Origin of the sequence: Pseudomonas bohemica, assembly GCF_002934685.1 — a bacterium.
Taxonomy (GTDB): domain Bacteria; phylum Pseudomonadota; class Gammaproteobacteria; order Pseudomonadales; family Pseudomonadaceae; genus Aquipseudomonas; species Aquipseudomonas bohemica.
Map to the genome: position 1 here is coordinate 73,005 of NZ_NKHL01000109.1, position 23,418 is coordinate 96,422.

Genomic DNA, 23,418 nt, shown 5'->3' on the forward strand with positions numbered 1-23,418 from the left:
TCAAAGGCAGTGACGCATTGCAGCACTTCACCGAACCGCCTCATCAGGACACGCCCGCCATGACCACCATCCGCGCCGCCGCCGTTCAGTTCAGCCCCGTGCTGTACTCCCGCGAATCCACCGTCGCCAAGCTGTGCCACACCTTGCTCGCGCTCGGCCGGGAAGGTGTGCAATTTGCGGTTTTTCCCGAAACCGTGGTGCCGTACTATCCCTACTTCTCCTTCGTCCAGCCGCCGTACGCGATGGGCAAGGAACACCTGCAACTGCTGGAACAATCGGTCACGGTGCCTTCCGACGTCACCCGGCAGATCGGCGAGGCCTGTCGTGAGGCGGGCATCGTCGCGTCCATCGGCGTCAACGAGCGCGACGGCGGCACGATCTATAACGCACAGCTGCTGTTCGATGCCGACGGCACGCTGATTCAGCACCGCCGCAAGATCACCCCGACCTACCACGAGCGCATGGTCTGGGGGCAAGGCGACGGCTCCGGCCTGCGTGCCGTTGACAGCGCGGTGGGTCGCATCGGCTCGCTGGCCTGCTGGGAGCACTACAACCCTCTCGCTCGCTATGCCTTGATGGCCGATGACGAACAGATTCACGTGGCGATGTTCCCCGGGTCGCTGGTGGGTGACATCTTCGCCGAGCAGATCGAAGTCACCATCCGCCATCACGCCCTGGAATCCGGCTGCTTCGTGGTCAACGCCACCGCCTGGCTGGACGCCGATCAGCAAGGCCAGATCATGCAGGACACCGGCTGCGGCCTCGGGCCGATCTCCGGCGGTTGCTTCACCGCCATCGTCACGCCGGAAGGCAGATTGCTCGGCGAGCCGCTGCGTCAGGGCGAGGGTTGGCTGATTGCCGATCTGGATTTGAAACTTATCGACAAGCGCAAACGAATGATGGATTCGGTAGGGCATTACAGCCGCCCGGAGCTGCTCAGCCTGCTGATCGATCGCACCCCCACCGCCAAGGTCCACGAACGCAGCGCGCATCCGATGATGGCTGTCCGCGAGGAGCTCGATCATGCAGACCAATGAACTGCTCGCCGAACTTCAATGCCACGGCGTGCGCTGGCCGGCTGCGCAAAACGGCCTGTCGCGCCAGGGCGGCGCCGGGCCATCGGACCACAAGGCGCTGACCTTCGGCGATCGAACCATGATGGTGCCGATCCTCAATCAGGCCTCGCAGACCTCGCCGTATCAGGCCGAACCCAGCGCCGACGGCAGTCTGGCGCTGATCTTTCGCGAAGGCTTGCAGGTCGGTCAGGTGAGTATGCCGGGGGTGCCGAACTTCTACAGCCGCAGTACCGCCGAGGGTATTCCGTACTGGAAGATCGCCACACTGCACAGCGCCGATGTGCTGGCGACCACTGTGTTGCAGCACTGCATCCGCTTCAACGACCGCAGCACCTCTTGCCAGTTCTGCGCCATTGGCCAGTCCCTGGCAGCTGGCAAGACCATCGCCCGCAAACGTCCATGGCAGCTCGCGGAAGTCGCCAAGGCCGCAGTGGAACTCGATGGCGTGAAACACATGGTGATGACCACCGGCACCCCACAAACCCCGGATCGTGGCGCGGCGATTCTCTGTGAGTCAGCCACGGCCGTGACCGCCGCTGTCGATCTGCCGATCCAGGCCCAATGCGAGCCGCCGGATGACGACGTCTGGTTCGAAAGGCTGGCGCAGAGCGGCGTGGTCTCGCTGGGCATGCACCTTGAGGCAGTCACCGAGGAGGTGCGCCAACGCATCATGCCGGGCAAGGCCGAAGTGCCTCTGAGCCGTTATTTCGACGCTTTCGAGGCAGCGGTGAAGGTGTTCGGTCGCGGTCAGGTGAGCACCTACATCCTGGCCGGGCTGGGCGACAGCGAATGGGCGATTACCGAGATGAGCGAGCGCCTGAGCGCAATGGGCGTTTACCCGTTCGTGGTGCCGTTCGTGCCCATCGACGGCACGCCCCTGGCCCATCACCCCAAACCCGACAGCGCGATGATGGCCCGGCTGTATCCGCAGGTCGGCGCCAGTCTGCGTCGTCACGGATTGCACTCGGAAAACATCAGCGCAGGCTGCGCGAAATGCGGCGCTTGCTCGGCGCTGAAGAATCATGAGTAACCCCTTGGTTTCACGGGAGACGGATCATGCAGAACCTGGCCTTTGCCCTCGTCGACGGCACTTTCGAACCCTTTCGCGCCGGTGAGCTGGTGATCAAGCCGGCCACGGAAAACTGGGAGAAACAGGCGTACTTCGCCTTGCGCCGCTCGGTGTTTTCAGAGGAACAACAGCTGCTGCCCCAGGACAGGGACAGCCGCGATTTTCAGGCTATCGCCATTGTTGCGCTGGCGGGCAGCTGTGGCATGGTCGATCAGGTGGTCGGCGCCGTGCGCATTTACCAAGTGGAACCCGGGCTGTGGTTCGGCGGCCGTTTGTGCGTGGCCCAGGCCTATCGTCGGCACAGCATGATCGGCAAGGCGTTGGTCAACGAGGCGGTTTCGCGAGCCAGGGAATTGGGCTGCACGGTCTTTCGCGCGACGGTGCAGGCGCCCAACGAGGCGTATTTTCATGGCCTGCACTGGCGAACCCTGGAGCATCTCGAGCTACTCGGTCAGCCCCACTGCCTGATGCAGGCGGACCTGGCGTGTTATCCGCTGATGCCGCGTCAAGTTTCCTTGCGCGCACTGAAGAAGGGAACTCGCCATGACTGACTCCGTGGATCTGGACGCACTGCTGAACACCCTGCGCAACACCCCGGCGATGCTGTCCAAGCAGTCGATTCAGCAGCCCGCGCGGGCAATAGGCGCCGCCCCTCGACAGCCGGAAAGACAACTGACCCGCGCCGAGTTGTACGCCTTGCCCGGCGACGATACGGCGGCGATAGCCTGCGGTGATCATTTTCAGCTGCTGGCCATCGAAGGCATGTTGCCGGGTTTTGTCAAAGCCGCGCCTTGGTTTGCCGGGTGGTCGGCGGTGATGGCCAATGTCAGCGACATCACCGCGATGGGCGGGCGCGCGACTGCCGTGGTCAACGCCTATTGGCATCACGACGCCGCCGCCGCCCAGGAAATCCTCGCTGGAATACGTGCCGCCTGCGAAGCCTACGGGCTGATGCTCGCGGGCGGGCATACCAGTCTGGCTGCGCACAACCCCACTGCGTTGGCAGTAGCGATCACCGGGATTGCCAACCGCCTGCTGTCGACCCTGCACGTGAGGCCGGGGCAGATCATCGCCATGGCAGTGGATCTGGAAGGCTATTGGCATGCCGACAGCACCTACTGGAAGGCCTTCGAAGGTGTGCCTGCCGAGCGCCTGCGCAGCAAGCTCGAAGTGCTGCCGCGCCTGGCCGAAGCCCAGTTGCTGCACGTGGCCAAGGACATCAGCAATGCCGGGGTGCTGGGCAGTCTGCTGATGCTGCTGGAAACCACCGGCTGCGGCGGCGATATCGATCTGCGGCAGTTGCCGTGTCCCGCCGATGCTGAGGCTGATTTTGACTGGGCGCGCTGGCTGCAGGTCTTCCCCAGCTACGGCTTTCTCATGACCCTGGACGAGGCCAACTGGTCCAACGTACAGGCCGCGTTCGCCTTCGAAGGGTTGCGTTGCGAGCGTATCGGCCGGGTCACCGACAGTGCCGAACTCAGCGTTCAGCATGGCTCGCAGCGTCGCACCTTTTGGAACTTCAACGAGCAGCCGTTCACCGGGTTCAGCTACCCCCATCTCGACCTTTCCCCTTTGTCCGTACACAAGGAGCACTGACATGCCCGCCGTCAATTTCCGCATTCGCTGGCCCAACGGCAAGGAAGCCGCCGGTTACTCGCCTTCCACCGTGATCTACGAGCATCTGCAGGAAGGCAAGAGCTACCCGCTGGCCGAATTTCTGCAACGCATTGAAGGGGGGCTGAACAACGCTTCCGAGCGGGTGAAACAGGTGAAGGGTTTCTATTGCAGCTCGGCGATGGACACGCTCAGCATGCTCAAGGGTCAGGCACATTCTCAGGAGGGGGGGCAGGTGGAAGTCCTCAGCATGAGAACCGAAGGCGGTGGCCGGGTGACCGGGGCCGGGTGGAGTTCTTTTTAAGCCCCGATGCCCGTGCACCACGGTAGGAGCGCGCTTGCCCGCGATGAGCGATCACGCGTTATGCCTGGCGCGCCGCAACGTCTGAATCGCCAGCGCGGGCGCACCTACCTCTATTAATTCCAAACCTCATGCGCACTCTGGAGACCACGACCATGCCGAGCTCAATCACCCCCATCAAGACTCCCCACCACAGCGTCATCATCGTCGGTGGCGGGCAGGCCGGATTGTCCGCCAGTTATTACTTGCAACAGCAGGGTGTCGACCATCTGGTGCTGGAAAAACACAGCCTGACCCACACCTGGCGCAATCAGCGCTGGGATGCGTTCAGTCTGGTCACGCCGAACTGGCAATGCGCACTGCCGGGCTATCGCTACATCGAAGAACACGGCGGCACCGATCCCCACGGTTTCATGAAGAAGGATGAAATCAACGCCTACCTGGCGGGCTTCGTCAAAGCCGTGAATGCGCCAGTGCGTGAGGGCGTGACGGTCACACGCGTGATGCCACGCGCAGCGGGTGGCTTTGACGTACACACCTCCCAGGGTGACTTCACTGCCGATCAGGTGATCTGTGCCTCCGGCGGCTATCACACGCCGATCATCCCGCGTCTGGCCGAGCGTCTGCCGGCCCGCATCACCCAGCTTCACTCCGAGCAATACCGCAACCCTCAGGCCTTGCCCGAAGGCAACGTGCTGGTGGTCGGCTCCGGGCAGTCTGGTGCGCAGATTGCCGAGGACCTTCACCTGGCCGGGCGCAAGGTGTTTCTGGCAGTGGGAGACGCCCCGCGTTGCGCACGCTTTTATCGCGGCAAGGACGTGGTCGACTGGCTGGCAAAGATGGGCTATTACCAGATCGGCGTCGACACCCATCCGCTGCGTGAGGGGGTGCGCGACAACACCAACCATTACGTCACCGGGCGCGATGGCGGGCGCGATATCGACCTGCGCAGATTTGCCCTGGAAGGCATGCAATTGTTCGGTCGCCTGGAAGGGCTACACGGCGATGCGTTGCAGTTCGCAGACAACCTGAGCGCCAGCCTGGACAGCGCCGACGCGGTCTACAACCGCATCAATGGCTCCATCGACAAATACATCGCCGAACAGGGCATCGACGCGCCGATCGGCGAGCGTTACGAACCGGTTTGGGCGCCGGGGCAAGAGCGGCGTGAGCTGAACCTGCTGGAGCAGGGCATTACCAGCATCATCTGGTGCATTGGCTTTACCCCGGATTTCACCTGGGTCGACGCACCGGTATTCAACGGTCGCGGACATCCCGGCCATGTGCGCGGGGTGACGCCGCAGCAAGGGTTGTATTTTCTCGGGCTGCCGTGGTTGTACACCTGGGGGTCCGGGCGGTTTTCCGGCGTGGCGCGGGATGCGGAGTATGTGGTGGAGCATATTGTCGGAGCGGCGGCGGGCCAGAAGGTGGCGGCTCGATAGACGCAATTCAACGGAGGAACGCGCTTGCCGGGGATGGCGTACATTCGTACGCCGCAATGCTGTCTGACGGATCGCAATCGTGGGCAAGCGCGCCCCTACACTGATCCGCGTCTGGCGCTCAATTGCGGCGTCACAAAATATGCACATTTGCCACTCATCCGAGAACCTCGCCCTCTACTCTTGACGATCATCTGTAACGGAATGATACTTCGATCAGATTCATATAGATGACTATATAAATACACCTGCGAAGCGCCGCCATGAACCGTCTGTCCAGTGATGTTCGCCTGCCGCTTTACCAACGCTTGCGTGACCAATTGGCTGAGCAGATCGCCAATAACCGCTGGCGTCCGGGTGAAGCCATTCCCACCGAAGCCGCCTTGTCCAGTGAGTACTGCCTATCCACCGGCACTGTGCGCAAGGCCATCGACATGTTGGTCAACGAGAACATTCTCGAGCGCCAGCAGGGGCGCGGCACATTCATTCGCCGTCCACAGTTTCAGTCTTCGTTGTTCCGTTTTTTCCGCTTCCAGAGTATTTCGGGCGAACGTCAGGTGCCCGAGAGCCGCATCCTGTCCATCGAACCGGTGAGCGCGCCATCCGCTGTTTCCCAGGCGCTGGGTCTGCCGCTGGATGCCCCGGTGATTCGTCTGATCCGTTTGCGTCTGCTCGATGCCCAGCCGGTACTCGCCGAAGAAATCTGGCTGCCGCAGGTGCAATTCCAGACGCTGCTGGAAACCGATCTCAGCCGCCATGGCCCGTTGCTCTATCCGATTTACGAACAGCTGTGCGGTCAGGTCGTCGCCTATGCCGAAGAGACGCTCACGGCCGAAGCGGTCAGCGACGTGCACGGCCGTCTGTTGCAGGTTCCACCGGGCAGCCCGGTGGTGGTGATCGAGCGTCTGGCGCGCAATTACGCAGGTCAACCGTTGGAATGGCGACGCTCGCGCGGGCATGCGAGCCATTTCCGCTACAGCGTCGACATCCGATAACCCCGCAACGTTGTAGCAGGGCGCTTGCCTGCGATGGCGCGGTGTCAGTCGACATATTCGTCGCAGAACCGCCTCAATCGCAGGCAAGTGCGCTCCTGCAGGAATTTGCAAAAAGCCTGTCATCGAGAACGGGCTCGACAATAACTGCCGCTTCACCTACATAAGGACAAGAACCATGTTCAACTGGTATCGCCAAGTCACTCCTCGGGAGCGCAAAACGTTCTGGGCCTGCTTCGGCGGATGGTCGCTGGATGCTCTTGAAGTCCAGATGTTCGGTCTGGCCATTCCGGCACTGATCGCTGCCTTCGCCTTGAGCAAGGGCGACGCGGGCCTGATCAGCGGTGTCACTCTGATCACCTCGGCGCTGGGTGGCTGGGTCGGCGGCACGCTGTCGGACCGTTACGGTCGCGTGCGCACCCTGCAATGGATGATCCTCTGGTTCTCCTTCTTCACCTTCCTTTCCGCCTTTGTCACTGGCTTCAACACGCTGCTGGTGGTCAAGGCCCTGCAAGGCTTCGGCATCGGTGGCGAGTGGGCCGCCGGGGCAGTGCTGATGGCCGAAACCATCAACCCCAAATACCGCGGCAAGGTCATGGGCACCGTGCAAAGCGCCTGGGCCGTGGGCTGGGGTGTGGCGGTAGGGGTGTTCGCGTTGATCTACTCGTTCGTGCCTACAGATATTGCCTGGCGCGTGATGTTCCTGGTCGGTCTGCTGCCGGCGCTGCTGATCATTTGGGTGCGGCGCAACGTCGAGGAGCCGGACAGCTTCCAGCGCCTGCAGAAAGATAACGCCATCGCGCAAAGTTTCTTCAAATCACTGGCCGGTATTTTCCGTCCCGACTTGATTCGCGTAACCCTGCTCGGCGGCCTGCTGGGCCTGGGCGCTCACGGCGGCTACCACGCGGTGATGACCTGGCTGCCGACCTTCCTCAAGACCGAACGCAACCTGTCGGTGCTCAACTCCGGTGGTTACCTTGCGGTGATCATCGTCGCCTTCTGGTGTGGCTGCGTGGCGAGTGGGTTCCTCATCGACCGCATCGGCCGTCGCATGAACATCGTGCTGTTCGCCCTGTGCTGTGTCATCACCGTGCAGTGCTATGTGTTCCTTCCGCTGACCAACACCGAAATGCTGTTCCTGGGTTTCCCGCTGGGCTTCTTCGCCGCCGGCATTCCGGCCAGCCTCGGCGCGCTGTTCAACGAGCTGTACCCGGCTGAGGTGCGCGGGGCAGGGGTAGGCTTCTGCTACAACTTCGGCCGTGTGCTGTCCTCGGTATTCCCATTCCTGGTGGGCCACATGAGCGAGTCGATGTCGCTGGGCTCGGCCATCGGTATCGATGCCGGTATCGCCTACGGCGTCGCCGTGATCGCCGCGCTGTGTCTGCCGGAAACCCGGGGTCGTAGCCTGGAAGACAGCGCCGCCGCCGCGCAAGGTTCGGCTTCGCGCAACGAAGCCGCCAGCGCCTGATGTTCTTTCCTGTGCGGTGCCCGGGCCTCAAAGCCGGGCGTCGCGCATTTCCTTCGATAGATGAGACCCATGTCCGATACCTTCCCCGCGTCGATTCTTGGCATCGACGGCCACGCACATGTATTCAGCAGGGAGCTGGATCTGACATCGGCAAGACGCTATTCGCCCGACTACGACGCCACCCTGGCGACGTATCAACATACTCTGCAAGGCCACGGTCTGAGCCATGGCGTGCTGGTACAGCCGAGCTTTCTCGGCACTGATAACAGCTATCTGCTCGATGCACTGAGGCAGGCACCCGCCCAATTGCGCGGTGTCGTGGTGGTCGAACGCGACATCGACCGTGCGGCGCTGGACGAGATGGATCGTCTGGGCGTGGTCGGCATTCGTTTGAATCTGATGGGCAAGGCGCTGCCGGACTTTTCCGAGCCGCAGTGGAAAGTCCTGTTCGGTCATATCGCCGAGCTGGACTGGCACGTGGAGCTGCATCGCCACGTGGCGGATATTCCGGCGCTGGTCCGTGGGCTGCTGCCGTTTGGCGTGAAGATCGTGATCGATCATTTCGGCCGGCCCGACGCGCGACTGGGGCTGGATCAGCCGGGCTTTGGCGACATGCTTGAACTGGGCCTGAGCGGTCAGGTGTGGCTGAAAGTGTCGGGCATCTACCGCCTGGAAGGCACTGACCAGCAAAACCTCGATTTCGCCGGCGCCGCGCTGCCCTTGCTGGTGCAGAGTTTCGGACCGCGGCGCCTGGTCTGGGGCAGCGACTGGCCCCATACGCAGCACGAGGAAAAGGTCAGCTACGCAACGGTGGTCGAGCAATTGCAGGCTCTCGGGTGCACGCCTCAGCAGACGCGTTCGCTGCTGATCGAAGCGCCGCAGGTATTGTTTGATTTTTCGGTGGTTGAGGCCTGACGGGTACCCACATGAACCTGTAGGAGCGTGCCTGCCCGCGATATCGGTATGCCTGTGACGCGTGTACCGCCCAACACTCCGCTATCGCCGGCAAGCGCGCTGCTGCAGTGATTTACCTCGTCGGATCAACCGGATTTCCACCCCCCACCCAACGCCGCCGCCAACCCGACGCTGGCCTGCAACCGGCTGGTGTCCACCACCTGCAATCGCCGTTGCGCCTGCAACGCAGTGGTCTGGGCGGTGACCACGTCCAGGTAATTCACAGCGCCCGCTTCATAGCTGCTGGTGGCCATGCGCTCGGCACTTTGCGCGGCGTCGACGGCGGCTTGCTGGTCTTGAGATTCCTGCTGCAAATCGCGCAGTTGGCCGAGATTGTCTTCCACCTCGCGCACGGCTTTGAGCACCTGGCTGTGGTACTGCGCGGCGGCTTCCTCGAATTCGGCCCTGGCCTGGCGTTCGTTGGCGCTGCGCCGTCCGCCGTCGAAGATCGGCAGGTTGACCAGCGGCCCCAGCGCCCAGTAACGATTGGCTGCCGCCAGCAGATTACCGTTGCCCTGAGTTTGCCCGCCGAGCAGCCCGGTCAGGCTGAAGTCGGGATACCAGGCGGCCTTTGCCACGCCGATATTGGCGTTGGCGGCGAACACCCGACGTTCGGCTGCGGCAATGTCGGGCCGCTGTTGCAGCAGGCTGCCGGGCAGGGCTTGCGGGATGTTCGGAAGCTTCAGCGGCTCAGCGTCATGGACCAGGGCGAAGTCGCTGGGCAGCACACCCACCAGCTCGGCGATGGCGTGCTCGCTGAGGTCGCTCTGGGCTTTCACATCGTCCAGTTGCGCCTGGGCTTCGGCCAGCTGGCTCTGGGCGCGGGTCAGGTCCAGTTCCGAGGCGATCTTGCCTTCGTAGCGATCACGGGTCAGTTGCAGGGCCTCGGTGTAATCGTCCAGCGAACGCTTGAGTATCCGGGCCTGCGCGTCGAGCCCTCTGGCCTGCACATAAAGCGTTGCCAACTGGCGCTGCAGGCTCAGGCGCGCCACCGCCAGATCATCCGCCGAAGCCTGGGCCTGTGCGTCACCGGCGGCGACCTGATTGCGTATCCTGCCCCATAGATCCGGGTCGAAATTCAGGCTGAAACCGGCGGTGTCGCTGTTGTACACCGAGGGCTGGGTGTCGCCGCGCAAGGGCCTGCGATCCGATTGGCGCTGACGCAACGGGGCGACGCTGGCGTTCACCTGTGGGAACAGCCCGGCATGCAGCTGGCTGGCGTAGGCCTGCGAGGCATCGTAATGGGCGAGGGCGGCGGCCAAATCGGGGTTGGCGTTCAGCAGTTGCAGTTGCAGGTCATTGAGTTGCTTGTCCTCAAACACCTGCCACCACTGCGCCTGCAGCTGGTCTGCCGGCTGAGCGGGGTGCCAGGGCCCAGCATCCTCTTTGTAATGCTCCGGCAGCGGGACGCTTGGCGTGTGATAGGTCGGCGCCAGCGAGCAACCCTGCAGCGTCAGGGCGCCGGCCATAACCAGCGCCAGGGCCAGACCTTCAAGCCTTGGGCGCATGCTCACCTCCGGCGTCGGCCAGTTGCACGGCATCGTTCTCGCGCAGAGCGTCGGGCGGGTTGTCGATCACTTTGTTCGAAGCTTGCAATCCTTGATCGATCACCAGCCGGTCACCCAGATCCATGGCGATATGAATATTGCGCAGGTGCACATGACCGGCAGTGTCCATGGTCGCCACCTGCGTGCCTTTGGCGCGGAAGATGAGCGCGCTGGCCGGGATGCTCACGCCATGGTTACCCGCTGCGACCGGCAACGTGGCATCTGCATAGTCGCCCGGGAGCAGGGCGCCGTCCGGGTTGTCGGCGACGAATTGTGCCAACAGTGTTCCAGAGCGCGGATCGACCGCCGTGGAGTCACCCATGAGCGTGGCCTTGTAGACCTGCGCGGGATGCTCGGGCACTGTCAGTTGCACCTCCATGCCGGGGTGGATGACGCTGGCGTAGTTCTGCGGCACCGGCACGTACAGGCGCAGGCGATGGGTGTCGGCCATGCTGAACAGCGGTGTGCCGCCACCGTCGTCGGCCTTGATCAACTGACCGATGTCGGTGTTGCGCGCGGTGATGGTCCCGCTGAACGGCGCGCGAATGATCTTGTACGCGGCAAGGTCGGTCAGGCGCTGATAATCCGCCGCGGCGGCTTGCACATCGGCCCTGGCGGCGGTGGCGGCTGAGACTTTTTCGTCCACTTCCTGCTGCGACACCGAATGCGTCGCCAGCAGATGCTGCCAGCGTTGCGCGGTGGTTTCGGCGATGCGCGCGTTGGCCTGCTGTTGGGCCAGATGCGCGCGCGTCTGCGCCAGTTGTTGATCCAGCTCCGGGCTGTCGATATGCGCAAGCACCTGCCCGGCTTGCACCTGTGTGCCGATATCGACGGTCCAGTCTTTGAGGTAACCGCTGACCCGGGCATTGATCGAGGCCTTGCTCCAGGCATCGAGGCGGGCGGGCAACTGCAAGGTATCGCCTTGGGCGTTCTGTGACGGCGAAACCACGGTGACCACCGGCACTGACTGGCTTTCGGTCCAAGTGGCGACGGCGTGGTCATGGCGGGTACGCGCGGCCAGACCGTTGGCGACCAGCAGCGCCGCCAGGGTCAGACCGCCGATGCCGGTGAGCATCAGGCGTTTGCGCGAAGGAGCGTTTTCAGACGACATGGCGTGTTTCTCCATCAAGAGCGCTGGTGGCATGCGGGTTTAGAGAGCGGGGTTGCGAATGGCGATGCACGAGGCTGAAAACCACCGGGACGAACAGCAGCGTGGCGGTGGTGGCGAGGATGAGCCCGCCGATAACGGCGCGGCCCAGCGGCGCGTTCTGTTCCTGGGAAATCGCCAGCGGCAGCATGCCGATGATCATCGCCAGGGCGGTCATGCACACCGGGCGGAAACGGGTGTAACCGGCTTCCAGCGCAGCGAGCAGGGCATCGCCATGTTCGGCCAGGCGCTCGCGGCAGAAGCTCACCACCAGGATCGAGTTGGCGGTGGCGACCCCCATGCACAGGATCGCCCCGGTCAGCGCCGGCACCGACAACGACGTGTCGCTGAGGAACAGCATCCAGACGATCCCGGCCAATGCCGCTGGTAATGCCGTAATAATGACAAAAGGATCGATCCACGACTGGAAGTTGACCACGATCAGCAAATAGATCAGCACCACTGCACCGAGCAGACCCAGGCTCAAACCGCTGAAGGCTTCATGCAGGGCATCGATCTGGCCATGCAGGCTGACCACCGCGCCTTTGGGACGCAGGTGAGCCGTGTCGTCGATGACCTTCTGCACGTCCTTCGCCACACCGCCGAGGTCGCGCCCTTGCACATTGGCGTACAGGTCAAGCGTCGGCTGGATGTTGTAGTGGGTGACCACGGCCGGGCTGTCGACCCGCTTGATGGTCGCCAGCCCGCCGAGGATCTGCGACTGACCATCGCTACCGGTGATCGGCAAGGCTTCAAGGGTGGGCAGGCTGTCCAGGCGGTATTGCGGAGTGGCCGCGACCACCGAATAGGACACGCCGTTCTTCGGATTCAGCCAGTACGTCGGTGCCACTTGCGAGGTTCCGGCCAGTGACGCGCCGAGGCTGGTGGTCACGTCTTTTTCGGTGATCCCCAGCTGCTTGGCACGCAGGCGATCGACGTTCACTTGCAGCGACGGATACCCGGTGGACTGCTGGATACGCAGATCGGCGATGCCGGGAATATGCTGCAGCCGGCGTTGCAGTTCCAGCGCATAGGCGCGGTTGGCTTCGCCACTTGGCCCGGAGATTTTCAGGTCCAGCGGAGCGGGGGCGCCGAAGTTGAGGATCTGGCTGCTGATGTCCGCCGGCATGAAGGCGAACTGGCTGCCAGGGAAGCTTTGCGGCAGGGCTTCACGCAGACGTTTGACGTAGTCAGCGGTCGGCGCATGGCCCGGATTGAGCGTGACCTGAATGTCGCCATCCTGTGGGCCGATGGTGCCACTGCTGCTGTAGGCCATGTCGATGCCGCTGAGCGGGATGCCGATATTGTCGATCACCGTGTCCAGCTCCTCGGCCGGGATGATCTGGCGAATGCGTTGTTCGATGCGGTCGAAAGCAGCGGCGCTTTCTTCGATCCGCGTGCCCAGTGGCAGGCGCACGTGCATCGACAGCGCACCGGCGTCGGTGGCCGGGAAGAAATCTTCACCCAGGCTCGGCACCAGGGCGAAACTGGCCAACACGCAGGCGAGGAAGCCCAGCAAAAATGCCTTGCGGCGTTTCAGCGCCAGCCCCAGCAAACCGTGATAGACATCGCGGATTGCCGAGAAGCGCTGTTCGAAACCTTGCTGCAAGCCCAGTGCAGCGCGCAGAAACACGTTGCGCTGACGCTCGTGCCGATCGCCTTCGTGATGGTTGATGAAGGCATCTTCCGGGTGATGACCGGGGCCGGACTCCAGCACATGGGGCTTGAGCAGAAACATCGCTAATGTCGGCACCAGGGTGCGCGACAGCAGGAACGAGCTGCCCATGGCGAAGATCACCGCCAGGGCCATCGGCCGGAACAGATAACCGGCGATGCCTTGCAGCATGAACATCGGCACGAACACGATGCAGATGCACAGCAGCGAGACGAACGCGGGGCCGACGATCTGTCGCGCGCCGTCCATGATCGCGTCCTTGACCGCCTTGCCTTGCTCCAGGTGCCAGTTGATGTTCTCGATGGTGACCGTGGCGTCGTCCACCAGAATCCCCACCGCCAGCGCCAGCCCGCCGAGGGTCATGACGTTGAGTGTCTGGCCACTGATGGAGAGCAGGGCGATGGCCGACAACACGGCCAGCGGTATCGAGGCGGCGATGATCACGGTCGAACGCCAACTGCCGAGAAACAGCAGAATCATCACGCTGGTCAGCAAGGCGGCGATGATGCCTTCCCGCGCCACGCTGCCGACCGATTCCTTGACGAACACCGAGGCATCACCGAGTAACGAGGTTTTAAGCTCCGGCGGCAGCGTTTCGTTGATCAGCGGCAGCATGTTGCGGATGTCGTCGACGATCGACAGGGTCGAAATATTGCCGTTCTTCAACGCTGGCATCAGCACCGCGCGGCGGCCATCGACGCGCACGATGTTGGTCTGCGGCGGCGAGCCGTCACGCACGTGCGCCACTTGGCCGATGGTGATCAGGGCGCCGTCGATGGTCTTGATCGGCAGGTCGTTGAGCTCGTCGATGGCTTGCGGGCTGTTGTTGAGCAGCACGGTGTATTCGTCCGTGCCCATCTTCGCCGTGCCCACCGGGATGATCTGATTGCCTGTGGCCAGCGCGTTGCCAACGTCCTGAGCGGAAAGGCCTTTGGCGGCCAGCGCCTGGGGATCGAGGTCAAGGGTGATCTGCCGCTGCTTGCCGCCCATTGGCGTCGGCATCGCCAGGCCCGGCACGGCGCTGAGCGGCAGACGAATGCTGTTCTGCACCAGGTCGCGAATCCGCGCTTCCGAGAGGCTCGGGCTGGAGAACGCCATTTGCAGGATCGGCACCGTCGAAGCGCTGTAGTTGAGGATCAGCGGCGGAGTGATACCGGCTGGCATCTGCTTGAGCACGGTTTGTGAAACTGCCGTCACCTGGGCGTTGGCGGTGCGGATGTCCACTCCCGGCTGGAAGAAGATCTTGACGATCCCCATGCCCGGCAACGACTGCGATTCGATGTGCTCGATGTCATTGACCGTGGTGCTGAGCGAGCGCTCGTAGGTGTAGATCACCCGACCGGCCATCGCATCCGGAGACAGGCCAGCGTACTGCCAGACCACCGCGACCACCGGAATGCCGATGTCGGGAAACACGTCAGTGGGTGTCTTGACGGCCGCCATCGGCCCGACAATACAGATGAATATCGCCAACACGATGAACGTGTACGGCTTGAGCAATGCAGTCCTGACCAGCCCGAGCATGCCGGAAACCTCCCATTTCGAATCTGCGCAGTCTTGGGGCAAGTACCTAACAGGCAGCTTTCGGCCGGATGAACAAATCGTTAGTCCGGTGCACAAGGAGCTTTCATGGGGGGTTCATTTGTTGTTCATGCGACGGGCGCGCAGCCTTCTTCCATCGAAATTCACCCTGCGCTACAGGGACTTTTTCAACTGTCGAAGGTATATGTCATGAACGCAAAATCAGTGTTACTCGTGCCCATGTTGGGGCTGGTGGCGGTTCTTTCTGCCTGTGCCGGTCCGATGCCCAAGGCTGATTCGAGCAAGGCATGGATTGGTTTGCAGGAGGAGCCATCCGGGGTGTTGATGGCAGAGGATGTGGATGGCAAGCGTCTGAATGACGGGCGTTATTTCGATGTGAAGCCGGGGGCGCACAAGCTTGATGTGGACCTGATCGTCGAGCGTGGGGGCGACGATGGCCAGATGAACTGCGAGACCGGCATCAGCTTCAGCCAGTTCAAGGCGGGCGAGCGTTACACGCTGGTCGAGTCGAGTCTGGGTGAGGAGTATCGGCTGAAGCTCGAGGATGCTCATGGGCATCAGATTGGGCATAGCAAGGATTTCAACTGCATGCCGGGGTGATTCGATTGCGCACCCAAGTCGCGTTCTCCGGCGTCCTGCCTACCGTGCCCTGTAGCGGTCCGGCTTGCCAGCGGTGGCGTAGCTGAGATTGATCGTTCCCATGCTCTGCGTGGGAATGCCTCCGGGGACGCTCTGCGTCCATTGACGTGGAGCATCGGTCACGCCGAGCGTGGGAACGATCGATTCGTCAGAACGAGCTTGCCCAGGACGCTTTGTGGCTTCACCCCAACGCCAATACCTGTCGACACTCCAGCACCAGGCTCGCGCCCCCGGAAGGGCTGCTGCCGATGCGCAATTTGAAGCCGTGCAGGTTGACGATCGCCGCGACGATGGACAGTCCCAGACCGAAGCCGCTCTGCTGGTTGCCGGTTTCGCTGCGGTAGAAGCGTTTGAATACGGCTTGACGCTCGGCGTCGGGGATGCCGGGGCCGGTGTCCTGGACTTCGATGAAGGTGGTGTCGCCTTCGGCGCGGGCGATCATCAGGACCTGGCCGCCCGCTGGGGTGAATTTGATCGAATTGCTCAGCAGGTTCGACAGCGCTTCGAATAACAGGGCGCGGTCGCCCACCAACCGCGGCAGGTTCTCGGCAATTTTCAGCTGCAGCGAAACGCCGCCTTCTTCGGCCAGGGGCAGGTAAAAATCGTGCAGCTCCTGCAGCAGCGGCAATGGATCGAGCTGGCCGAACGCTGAGCGGCGCTGATGATCTTCCAGTTCGGAAATCCGTAGCAGACCACGGAAACGCGCCATCAAGGTATCGGCATCGGCGATCACCTGCGCCATCTGTTCGCCTTGGGGTGAGTCTTCCGGGGACTGTTGCTGAATACGATAAAGCTGCGCGCGCAGGCGGGTCAGCGGGGTGCGCAGGTCGTGGGCGATGTTGTCGCAGACGCCCTTGACTTCGTTCATCAGCCGCTCGATGCGGTCAAGCATGGCGTTGACGATATCGGCGAGCATGTCCAGCTCATCGCGGCGATCGGAGACCGGCAAGCGTCGGGTCAGATCGCCGGTGACGATGGCCTCGGCGCTGGCCTGAATCGCGCCGATGCGTTTGAGCGGCCGGCGTCGCAGCAGATGCCAGCCCGCGGCGCCAGGGATGATGGTCAACGAGACTCCCCACAACAAGGCGCGCAGTATCAGGGTGGTCACGGCAAACAGCGAACCGTTGTCGCGCACCAGGATCAGCCAGCGGTTATCGAGGGTATGGATCGCCACCGCATCGCAGCTGGCGCGGGGCAGATCGGGGTCGTCGGAGTCAATGCAGGTGTCCAGTTCCTGGATTTCGCCGGTCAGCTTGAGGCCGTCCGGAATTTCGTGAACCGGCCCGCTGATCGGTTTCAGGTCGTTGTCGAACAGACCGTAGGCGTCAACGGTGCGGATATCGAACTTGTCGCTGGTGCGCAAGGCATCGTCCAGCTGTGCGCCCTGGAAGCGCGAAAACAGCTGCTGGCGCTGCATCAGCGAATGGCGGGCGAGGGTGTTGAGGTAGCTGGTGACTTCCCAGTACAGCACCCCCATGAGGATGCTGCTCCAGGCCACGAACAGGAAACTGTAAAGCGCCAGCAGACGGCTGCTGGAGGAGCGCCAGCCCTTAGACGGGTTCGGCAATGACATAACCTGAGCCTCGAACGGTACGTATCAGCGGCGTCAGGGTAGGGGGATCGATTTTCTTGCGCAAGCGACCGATGTGCACGTCGATGAGGTTGGTGCCGGGGTCGAAGTGGTAACCCCAGACTTCCTCGAAGATCATCATGCGGGTGATGATCTGGCCGCTGTTGCGCATCAAGAATTCCAGCAGCTTGTATTCGGTGGGCAGCAGGTTCAACGGTTGACCGGCGCGGGTGGCCTCGCGGGTGATCAGGTTCAGTTCCAGATCGGCGACCTTGAGCATGGTTTCGGCCTGGGTGACCGGGTTGCTGCGGCGCAGCAAGACCTCGACCCGGGCGGCCATTTCGTCGGAGGCGAAGGGCTTGGAGAGGTAGTCATCGCCCCCGGCACGCAGGCCGCGAACGCGTTCGTCGACGTCGGACAGGGCGCTGATCATCAAAATCGGGGTGGCGATTCCCAAGGCACGCATGGTGGTGACAATCGCCAGACCATCGACCTCGGGCAACATGCGATCCAGGGTAATGAGGTCGTAATCGCCGCTGACGGCACGCACCAGACCTTCGCGACCATTGTCGACCCAGTCCACATGCAGGCCATGGCTGCTTAATTCGGCGACGATTTCCTTGGCTGTGACGGCATCGTCTTCGATTGTCAGAATTCGGGTCATTGGATTGCCTGAACCACGTGGTGACTGAAGGCTGTATTTTGCCTTTAAACGTGGAGGGTATTTCTTAAAAATAATTTAAGAAGGTCAGGGCGCCTTGCTTTAGGGGCAGATACCTGACCTACGAGGGTTCAGGCGCGCTTGGATTCCATATCGCGATCCTTGTCAGCCTGCGGTCCTTTCTTCGCTCCATCTTTTTTCTGCGTGTCATCTTTCTTCGGCGCGCTGCTCTCACTGCGAATCTGCGCATGGCTGATCAGCGCGAAGATAAAGCTGCCGCCGATGATGTTGCCGGCCAGGGTCGGCCCGGCGAACCGCAGCCAGAACTCGCTCCACGACAGCTCGCCGGCGAACACCAGATACGACACCTCCGCCGAGCCGACCACGATGTGGGTGAAGTCCCCCAGCGCCATCAGGTAGGTGATCATCAGAATGATCCACATCTTGGCGTTTTCCATGGACGGGATCATCCACACCATGGTCGCGATCATCCAGCCAGACACGATGCCCTTGGCAAACATCTGGCTGGTGCCGTTTTCCATGACCTTGCGCCCGATTTCGAGAAAGGCCTCGTCGGTCTTGGTGTCGAAGATCGGTAAATGCAGCATGACGTAGGCCACCAGCAGCGTGCCGCACAGATTGCCTACCAGCACCACGGTCCACAGTCGCAGAAGCCGTACGAAGTTGTTCAGGGTCGGTTTGCTCATCACCGGCAGCACCGCCGTCAGGGTGTTTTCGGTAAACAGTTGCTGGCGCGCCAGAATCACCGCCAGAAAGCCCGCGCTGTAGCCGACGCTGGCGATCACCTTGAATGCCTCGCCGTCGGGCAGCCGGGAGTTGAGCAGACCCATCGCCATCAGCGACAGGCCCATGGTCAGCCCCGCAGCCAATGCCGACCAGAACAGCGCAGCGACATTGCGTTCCAGTTCCTGATCGCCCTGCATGCGGATCGTCTCGTGCAGCACGGCGGCACGGGGTGGTTGATTCTCATCGATGTCACGTTCTTCCTCGGCCGTCAGGCCTGGGGTCTTGCCGTCTTTTTCAGTGTCCATGGTTTTCCTTTGGCTTTTCTGGGTTGGACGGTCAGGTTTTTTGCTCTTGTCTGCTGCGCCGTGCTGATGGTTGAGACACAATCCGGTTCCCGTCGTTCGCCTACGCGCGAGCGCCTTTTCACTGCCCTGGGAGACCCCGCCGTGACCCTTCAAATCCGTGACGCCACCCGCGCCGATGCCGCTGTGATACTGGGCTTCATTACCGAGCTTGCGATCTATGAAAAAGCCGAGCATGAGGTCAAGGCCAGCGTCGCCGACATCGAGCGCAGCCTGTTCGACGAGGCGTCACCGGCCAAGGCGCTGATCTGCCTGCTGGACGATCAGCCCATTGGCTTTGCCGTGTATTTCCTCAGTTATTCAACCTGGCAGGGCCGCAAAGGCCTGTATCTGGAAGACCTGTTCGTCTCGGCCAGCCAGCGTGGTATCGGCGCGGGCAAACAGCTGCTGCGCCACTTGGCGAAAATCGCCCACGACACCGGTTGCGGGCGGTTCGAGTGGAGCGTGCTGGACTGGAACCAGCCGGCGATCGATTTCTACAAGTCGATCGGCGCCGAGCCGCAGGATGAGTGGGTGCGGTATCGGATGGCGGGGGAAGGGTTGAAGCGATTTGCGTTGGGGCAGGACTAACGCCGACTTGCAGGTCAACTGTGGGAGTGAGCAAGCTCACTCCCACAGGTTTTCGCTGACAGGGCTATCGCGTGAAGACGGCAGATATACGGCGTTCAGACCGTCAGTTCAGCGCTGTCGATCCGCACCACACCCGCCGCCTGAAAATCCGTCCATGCCTTTTCCAGCGACCCACCCATATCGATCGCCTTGCACGCATCGGCGATCACCCAGGTATTGAAGCCTGCCGCCCGTGCATCCAGCGCCGACCAGGCCACGCAGAAATCCAGCGCCAGACCGACCACGAATACGCTGTCGATACCACGCTCCTTCAGATAACCCGACAGGCCGGTGTGGGTCGTGCGGTCAGCCTCGACGAACGCCGAGTAGCTGTCGATCCCGGCATTGCAACCCTTGCGCAGAATCAATTGCGCATGAGGAACATGCAGATCGCCATGCAACTGCGCGCCATGGGTGCCCTGAATGCAGTGGTCCGGCCATAGCGTCTGTGGGCCGTAGGGCAGGATGATGCTGTCGAATGGATCACGTCCGGCGTGGCTTGACGCGAAGGAAATATGCTCGGCGGGGTGCCAGTCCTGGGTGATCACCACGTTACGAAACTGCGCGCCGAGGCGATTGATCACAGGCACCAGCGCATCGCCTTCGGTCACCGCCAGCGCACCGCCGGGCATGAAGTCGTATTGCATGTCGATGACCAGCAGCGCGGAGCGCGGGTCGGACGGGAGTCGGGAAAGGGGCGCGGTCATCAGGCAAACACTCGAATTGGCGCACCCGCGTGCCAAGCCTGAATATCCTCGATCATCTGACTGAAGAACATCCTGTAGTTGTTCTCCGTGACATAGCCCACATGGGGCGTCGCCAGCAGATTCGGCAGGCTGCGGAACGGATGATCGGCGGGCAACGGCTCGACGCTGTACACGTCAAGTGCTGCACCGGCGATCCTTTTCTGCTTGAGCACATCGACCAGCGCACCTTCATCGACGATTGGACCGCGGGCAGTGTTGACCAGATACGCCGTCGGCTTCATCCGGTTCAGCGAATCGGCGTCCACCAACCCGCGAGTGCGCTCGCTGAGCACCAGATTGATCGAGACGATGTCCGACTGTTCGAACAGTGTCTGCTTGCTGACATAGGTCACGCCATGTTCAGCAGCGCGTTCGGCGGTGAGGTTTTCGCTCCAGGCGATGACCTTCATGTCGAAGGCCTGGGCATAGCGGGCGACCTTCTGGCCTATGCTGCCCAGGCCGACGATGCCCAGCGTCCTGCCATACAGATCGCTGCCGATCCCGACCTGCCAGTTGCCGGCGCGCAGAGAATTGGCTTCGTCGACGATGTTGCGCGTGACGCCCATGATCAGCGCCCAGGTCAGCTCGGGCGCGGCATATTTGTAGCTTTCGGTGCCGACCACGGTAATGCCCAAACGCGCAGCAGCCTTGAGATCCAGGGCGGCATTGCGCATGCCGCCGGTCACCAGCAACTTGAGGTTGGGCAGTTGGCTGAGCAGGGCGTCGTCGAAGATCGTGCGTTCACGCATCACGCAGATCACGTTGAAGTCTTTCAGGCGAGCGATCATCGTCGCGGTGTCAGCGGGGTAGTCATGCAGGAAGCTGACGTTGCCAATCGGCTCGAGGACAGTCCAGTCCGCCACATCCTGGGCAACGGACTGCCAGTCATCGAGTACGGCAATTCTCAGCGCAGAACCCTGAGTCATTCGGTTAGGCCTCGTTCAAAGGAGCACGGTGGATGGCGTTAACAGTACGCCCGACGCATCTTGAGTGGAACCCGGTGGTCGCCGCAGAACGAACAGCGACGACCACGGCTTTTCAGTTAAACAAGCCCGCTGCGATATTGATCGAGAATCCCAATATCGAGGTATTGAACAGAAAGCCGATCAGCGACTGCGCCAGCACGACCTTGCGCAAATCCCGAGTAGCGACCCCGACATCGGACGTCTGCACCGCGACGCTGATGGTGAAGGAGAAGTACAGGAAATCCCAGTAATCGGGATTCTCCTCGCCTTCAGCAAAACGCAGGGGTGCGTCTTTGCCTTTCCAGGTGTAGAAAAGGCGCGCGTAATGCAGGCTGAACACAACGCCGATCAAGAGCCAGGAGCCGACGATGGTGAAGCCGGTGAAAGCGTAATGCAGCGCCTTTTCGCTGGCACTCATGTCCTTGATGCCAGCCAGTTCCAGGACGATCGCCGCAAGGCTGGCGATGGCCGCGACGCACACGACCACCAGGACCAGTCCGGCATTCTCGTCCTCGATTTCAGCCACGCGCCTGACGTCTTCGGCACTGGACTTGAACGTGCGCTGCATGATCATCGCCATGTAAATCCAGCCGGCGACGTTCCAGCCGATCAGGCATTTGCTGATAACGGTGATGTCTGGCGCGATGAAGGCAGAGGCGATGCCCGCCATGAAGCCCAAAGCGGTGGCGACGGTGAGGCGAGGGTGGGTCTGGGTGAGATGGGGCATGAGGGGGCTTCACGGCAGCGAGATGGACAAACCATAGCATGCGGTGATCAGGAAGACGGGTGAAGAAAAACGGCGCGCAAGGGGTTACGCGCCGGTCGCCATATGGCAGTTAACGTGGATCGGTTTCCAGCAGGCTTATCGGACGAGGCTCTCCAGCGCCCAGGGCTCGTCAGCGAACCAGGCAGGGCTGCTTGTTGTTGAAGGTCCAGTTCGGCACCAGGAACTGCATCGCTACGCTGTCGTCACGGGCACCCAGGCCCATGCCTTTGTACAGTTCGTGCGCCTTGGCCACCTGGTCCATGTCGATCTCGACACCCAGGCCCGGCTTCTTCGGAACCTGCACATTGCCGCCGACGATTTGCAGCGGCGCTTTGGTCAGGCGCTGGCCGTCCTGCCAGATCCAGTGGGTGTCGATCGCGGTGATGTTGCCCGGCGCGGCCGCTGCGGCATGCGTGAACATCGCCAGCGAGATGTCGAAGTGGTTGTTGGAATGTGAGCCCCAGGTCAGGCCCCACTCATTGCACATCTGCGCGACCCGCACCGACCCTTGCATGGTCCAGAAGTGCGGATCGGCCAGCGGGATATCCACCGATTGCAGCTGGATCGCGTGGCCCATTTCACGCCAGTCGGTGGCGATCATATTGGTCGCCGTGCGCAGCCCGGTCGCGCGGCGGAATTCAGCCATGACTTCGCGGCCCGAGTAACCATTTTCCGCGCCACAGGGGTCTTCGGCGTAAGCCAAAACCTTGTGCTGATCACGGCACAGGCGGATCGCTTCTTTCAGCGACCAGGCGCCGTTGGGGTCCAGGGTGATGCGCGCCTTCGGGAAACGTTCGGCCAACGCGGTGACCGCTTCGATTTCGGCATCGCCGCTGAGCACGCCGCCCTTGAGCTTGAAGTCTTCGAAACCGTATTGCGCGAACGCCGCTTCGGCCAGACGCACCACGGCTTCCGGGCTCAGGGCTTCTTCGTGACGCACGCGGAACCACTGGTTGTCGGCATCATTTTCGGTGCGGTACGGCAGGTTGGTTTTCTTCTGATCGCCGACGTAAAACAGGTAACCGAGCATCTTCACTTCGTCGCGCTGCTGCCCTTCGCCGAGTAGGGCCGCGACCGGCACTTGCAAATGCTGACCGAGCAGATCGAGCACGGCGGCTTCGATGCCGGTGACCGCATGAATAGTGATGCGCAGGTCGAATGTCTGCAGGCCGCGACCGCCCGAATCACGCTCGGCGAAGGTGCGGCGCACGTCGTTGAGGATCTTCTGGTGGTGGCCGATGGTGCTGCCGACCACCAGCGAGCGTGCATCTTCCAGGGTTTGACGAATCTTCTCGCCACCGGGGATTTCGCCGACACCCGTGTGGCCAGCGTTGTCCCTGAGGATCACGATATTGCGGGTGAAGTACGGGCCGTGCGCCCCGCTCAGGTTGAGCAGCATGTCGTCATGGCCTGCGACCGGGATGACTTGCATCTCGGTGATGACGGGAGTGCTGCTGGAATTCTGTGTGGTCATGGCTAAATCCTTGGGTTTGCGTGGCGCCTGGCACGGCGCTGTGAAAACGGGTTTC

General features: G+C 62.1%; 21 protein-coding genes. 11 read left to right on the top strand and 10 right to left on the bottom strand.

Annotation, left to right across the window (positions count from 1 at the left end):
• Nucleotides 1-59 precede the first annotated feature (59 nt).
• The 9 genes from CE491_RS15090 (at nt 60) to CE491_RS15130 (ending at nt 8,874) form a co-directional block, all read left to right on the top strand.
• Nucleotides 60-1,037, top strand: a complete 978-nt coding sequence (locus CE491_RS15090) for a Nit6803 family nitrilase (protein ID WP_110949211.1) — start codon at nt 60-62, stop codon at nt 1,035-1,037.
• Entirely contained in the window at nt 1,024-2,106 is a 1,083-nt protein-coding gene (locus tag CE491_RS15095; protein WP_110949124.1) for an MSMEG_0568 family radical SAM protein, read from the top strand. The genes CE491_RS15090 and CE491_RS15095 overlap by 14 nt, the downstream gene beginning before the upstream one ends.
• A gap of 26 nt (nt 2,107-2,132) precedes the next feature.
• The gene (locus tag CE491_RS15100; RefSeq protein WP_110949125.1) at nt 2,133-2,696 is read left to right on the top strand and encodes an MSMEG_0567/Sll0786 family nitrogen starvation N-acetyltransferase; all 564 of its coding nucleotides are present in this window, start codon (nt 2,133-2,135) and stop codon (nt 2,694-2,696) included.
• Complete coding sequence (locus CE491_RS15105) at nt 2,689-3,741, top strand: sll0787 family AIR synthase-like protein (RefSeq protein ID WP_110949126.1); 1,053 nt, start codon at nt 2,689-2,691, stop codon at nt 3,739-3,741. The genes CE491_RS15100 and CE491_RS15105 overlap by 8 nt, the downstream gene beginning before the upstream one ends.
• 1 nt (nt 3,742) lies before the next feature.
• Entirely contained in the window at nt 3,743-4,063 is a 321-nt protein-coding gene (locus tag CE491_RS15110; protein ID WP_110949127.1) for an MSMEG_0570 family nitrogen starvation response protein, read from the top strand.
• A 152-nt stretch (nt 4,064-4,215) separates the two neighbouring features.
• Nucleotides 4,216-5,502, top strand: coding sequence for an MSMEG_0569 family flavin-dependent oxidoreductase (locus CE491_RS15115; RefSeq protein ID WP_110949128.1), 1,287 nt, complete (start codon nt 4,216-4,218; stop codon nt 5,500-5,502).
• Nucleotides 5,503-5,762: 260 nt separating this feature from the next.
• Entirely contained in the window at nt 5,763-6,494 is a 732-nt protein-coding gene (locus tag CE491_RS15120; protein WP_110949129.1) for a GntR family transcriptional regulator, read from the top strand.
• Nucleotides 6,495-6,669: 175 nt separating this feature from the next.
• Nucleotides 6,670-7,959 (top strand): MFS transporter, encoded by a 1,290-nt coding sequence (locus CE491_RS15125; protein WP_110949130.1) that lies wholly within the window; start codon nt 6,670-6,672, stop codon nt 7,957-7,959.
• A 69-nt stretch (nt 7,960-8,028) separates the two neighbouring features.
• On the top strand, nt 8,029-8,874 hold the full coding sequence (locus CE491_RS15130) for an amidohydrolase family protein (RefSeq protein WP_110949131.1): 846 nt from the start codon (nt 8,029-8,031) through the stop codon (nt 8,872-8,874).
• A gap of 125 nt (nt 8,875-8,999) precedes the next feature.
• On the opposite strand, the gene CE491_RS15135 is transcribed toward CE491_RS15130, so the two are convergent.
• The 3 genes from CE491_RS15135 to CE491_RS15145 are packed head-to-tail and all read right to left on the bottom strand — an operon-like array spanning nt 9,000 to nt 14,806.
• A complete protein-coding gene (locus CE491_RS15135; RefSeq protein WP_110949132.1) occupies nt 9,000-10,421 on the bottom strand; it encodes an efflux transporter outer membrane subunit in 1,422 nt (473 codons plus the stop codon).
• Nucleotides 10,405-11,571 (bottom strand): efflux RND transporter periplasmic adaptor subunit, encoded by a 1,167-nt coding sequence (locus CE491_RS15140; protein WP_110949133.1) that lies wholly within the window; start codon nt 11,569-11,571, stop codon nt 10,405-10,407. The genes CE491_RS15135 and CE491_RS15140 overlap by 17 nt, the downstream gene beginning before the upstream one ends.
• A complete protein-coding gene (locus tag CE491_RS15145) occupies nt 11,561-14,806 on the bottom strand; it encodes an efflux RND transporter permease subunit (protein ID WP_110949134.1) in 3,246 nt (1,081 codons plus the stop codon). Before CE491_RS15145 ends, CE491_RS15140 begins: the two co-directional genes overlap by 11 nt.
• Nucleotides 14,807-15,013: 207 nt before the next feature.
• Between CE491_RS15145 and CE491_RS15150 the strand changes: the two genes are divergently transcribed.
• Entirely contained in the window at nt 15,014-15,424 is a 411-nt protein-coding gene (locus tag CE491_RS15150; protein ID WP_110949212.1) for a PA0061/PA0062 family lipoprotein, read from the top strand.
• A gap of 220 nt (nt 15,425-15,644) precedes the next feature.
• On the opposite strand, the gene CE491_RS15155 is transcribed toward CE491_RS15150, so the two are convergent.
• The 3 genes from CE491_RS15155 to CE491_RS15165 form a co-directional block, all read right to left on the bottom strand.
• Nucleotides 15,645-17,036 carry a sensor histidine kinase gene (locus CE491_RS15155; protein ID WP_110949135.1) on the bottom strand — a complete coding sequence of 464 codons (1,392 nt, stop codon included), beginning with the start codon at nt 17,034-17,036 and terminating at the stop codon, nt 15,645-15,647.
• On the bottom strand, nt 17,014-17,697 hold the full coding sequence (locus CE491_RS15160) for a response regulator transcription factor (protein WP_110949136.1): 684 nt from the start codon (nt 17,695-17,697) through the stop codon (nt 17,014-17,016). The genes CE491_RS15155 and CE491_RS15160 overlap by 23 nt, the downstream gene beginning before the upstream one ends.
• Before the next feature lie 128 nt (nt 17,698-17,825).
• The gene (locus tag CE491_RS15165) at nt 17,826-18,746 is read right to left on the bottom strand and encodes a formate/nitrite transporter family protein (protein ID WP_110949137.1); all 921 of its coding nucleotides are present in this window, start codon (nt 18,744-18,746) and stop codon (nt 17,826-17,828) included.
• A gap of 141 nt (nt 18,747-18,887) precedes the next feature.
• Between CE491_RS15165 and CE491_RS15170 the strand changes: the two genes are divergently transcribed.
• Nucleotides 18,888-19,373: a GNAT family N-acetyltransferase gene (locus CE491_RS15170; protein WP_110949138.1), complete on the top strand. Its 486-nt coding sequence runs from the start codon at nt 18,888-18,890 to the stop codon at nt 19,371-19,373.
• Nucleotides 19,374-19,468: 95 nt separating this feature from the next.
• Here CE491_RS15170 and pncA read toward each other — a convergent pair whose 3' ends face one another.
• The 4 genes from pncA to gudD all read right to left on the bottom strand — a co-directional run bounded on the left by pncA (nt 19,469) and on the right by gudD (nt 23,363).
• On the bottom strand, nt 19,469-20,119 hold the full coding sequence (gene pncA, locus CE491_RS15175; RefSeq protein WP_110949139.1) for a bifunctional nicotinamidase/pyrazinamidase: 651 nt from the start codon (nt 20,117-20,119) through the stop codon (nt 19,469-19,471).
• A complete protein-coding gene (locus CE491_RS15180; protein WP_110949140.1) occupies nt 20,119-21,084 on the bottom strand; it encodes a D-2-hydroxyacid dehydrogenase family protein in 966 nt (321 codons plus the stop codon). The genes pncA and CE491_RS15180 overlap by 1 nt, the downstream gene beginning before the upstream one ends.
• A gap of 112 nt (nt 21,085-21,196) precedes the next feature.
• On the bottom strand, nt 21,197-21,850 hold the full coding sequence (locus CE491_RS15185) for a DUF1345 domain-containing protein (protein WP_110949141.1): 654 nt from the start codon (nt 21,848-21,850) through the stop codon (nt 21,197-21,199).
• 169 nt (nt 21,851-22,019) lie between these two features.
• A complete protein-coding gene (gudD, locus tag CE491_RS15190) occupies nt 22,020-23,363 on the bottom strand; it encodes a glucarate dehydratase (RefSeq protein ID WP_110949142.1) in 1,344 nt (447 codons plus the stop codon).
• Nucleotides 23,364-23,418 lie beyond the last annotated feature (55 nt).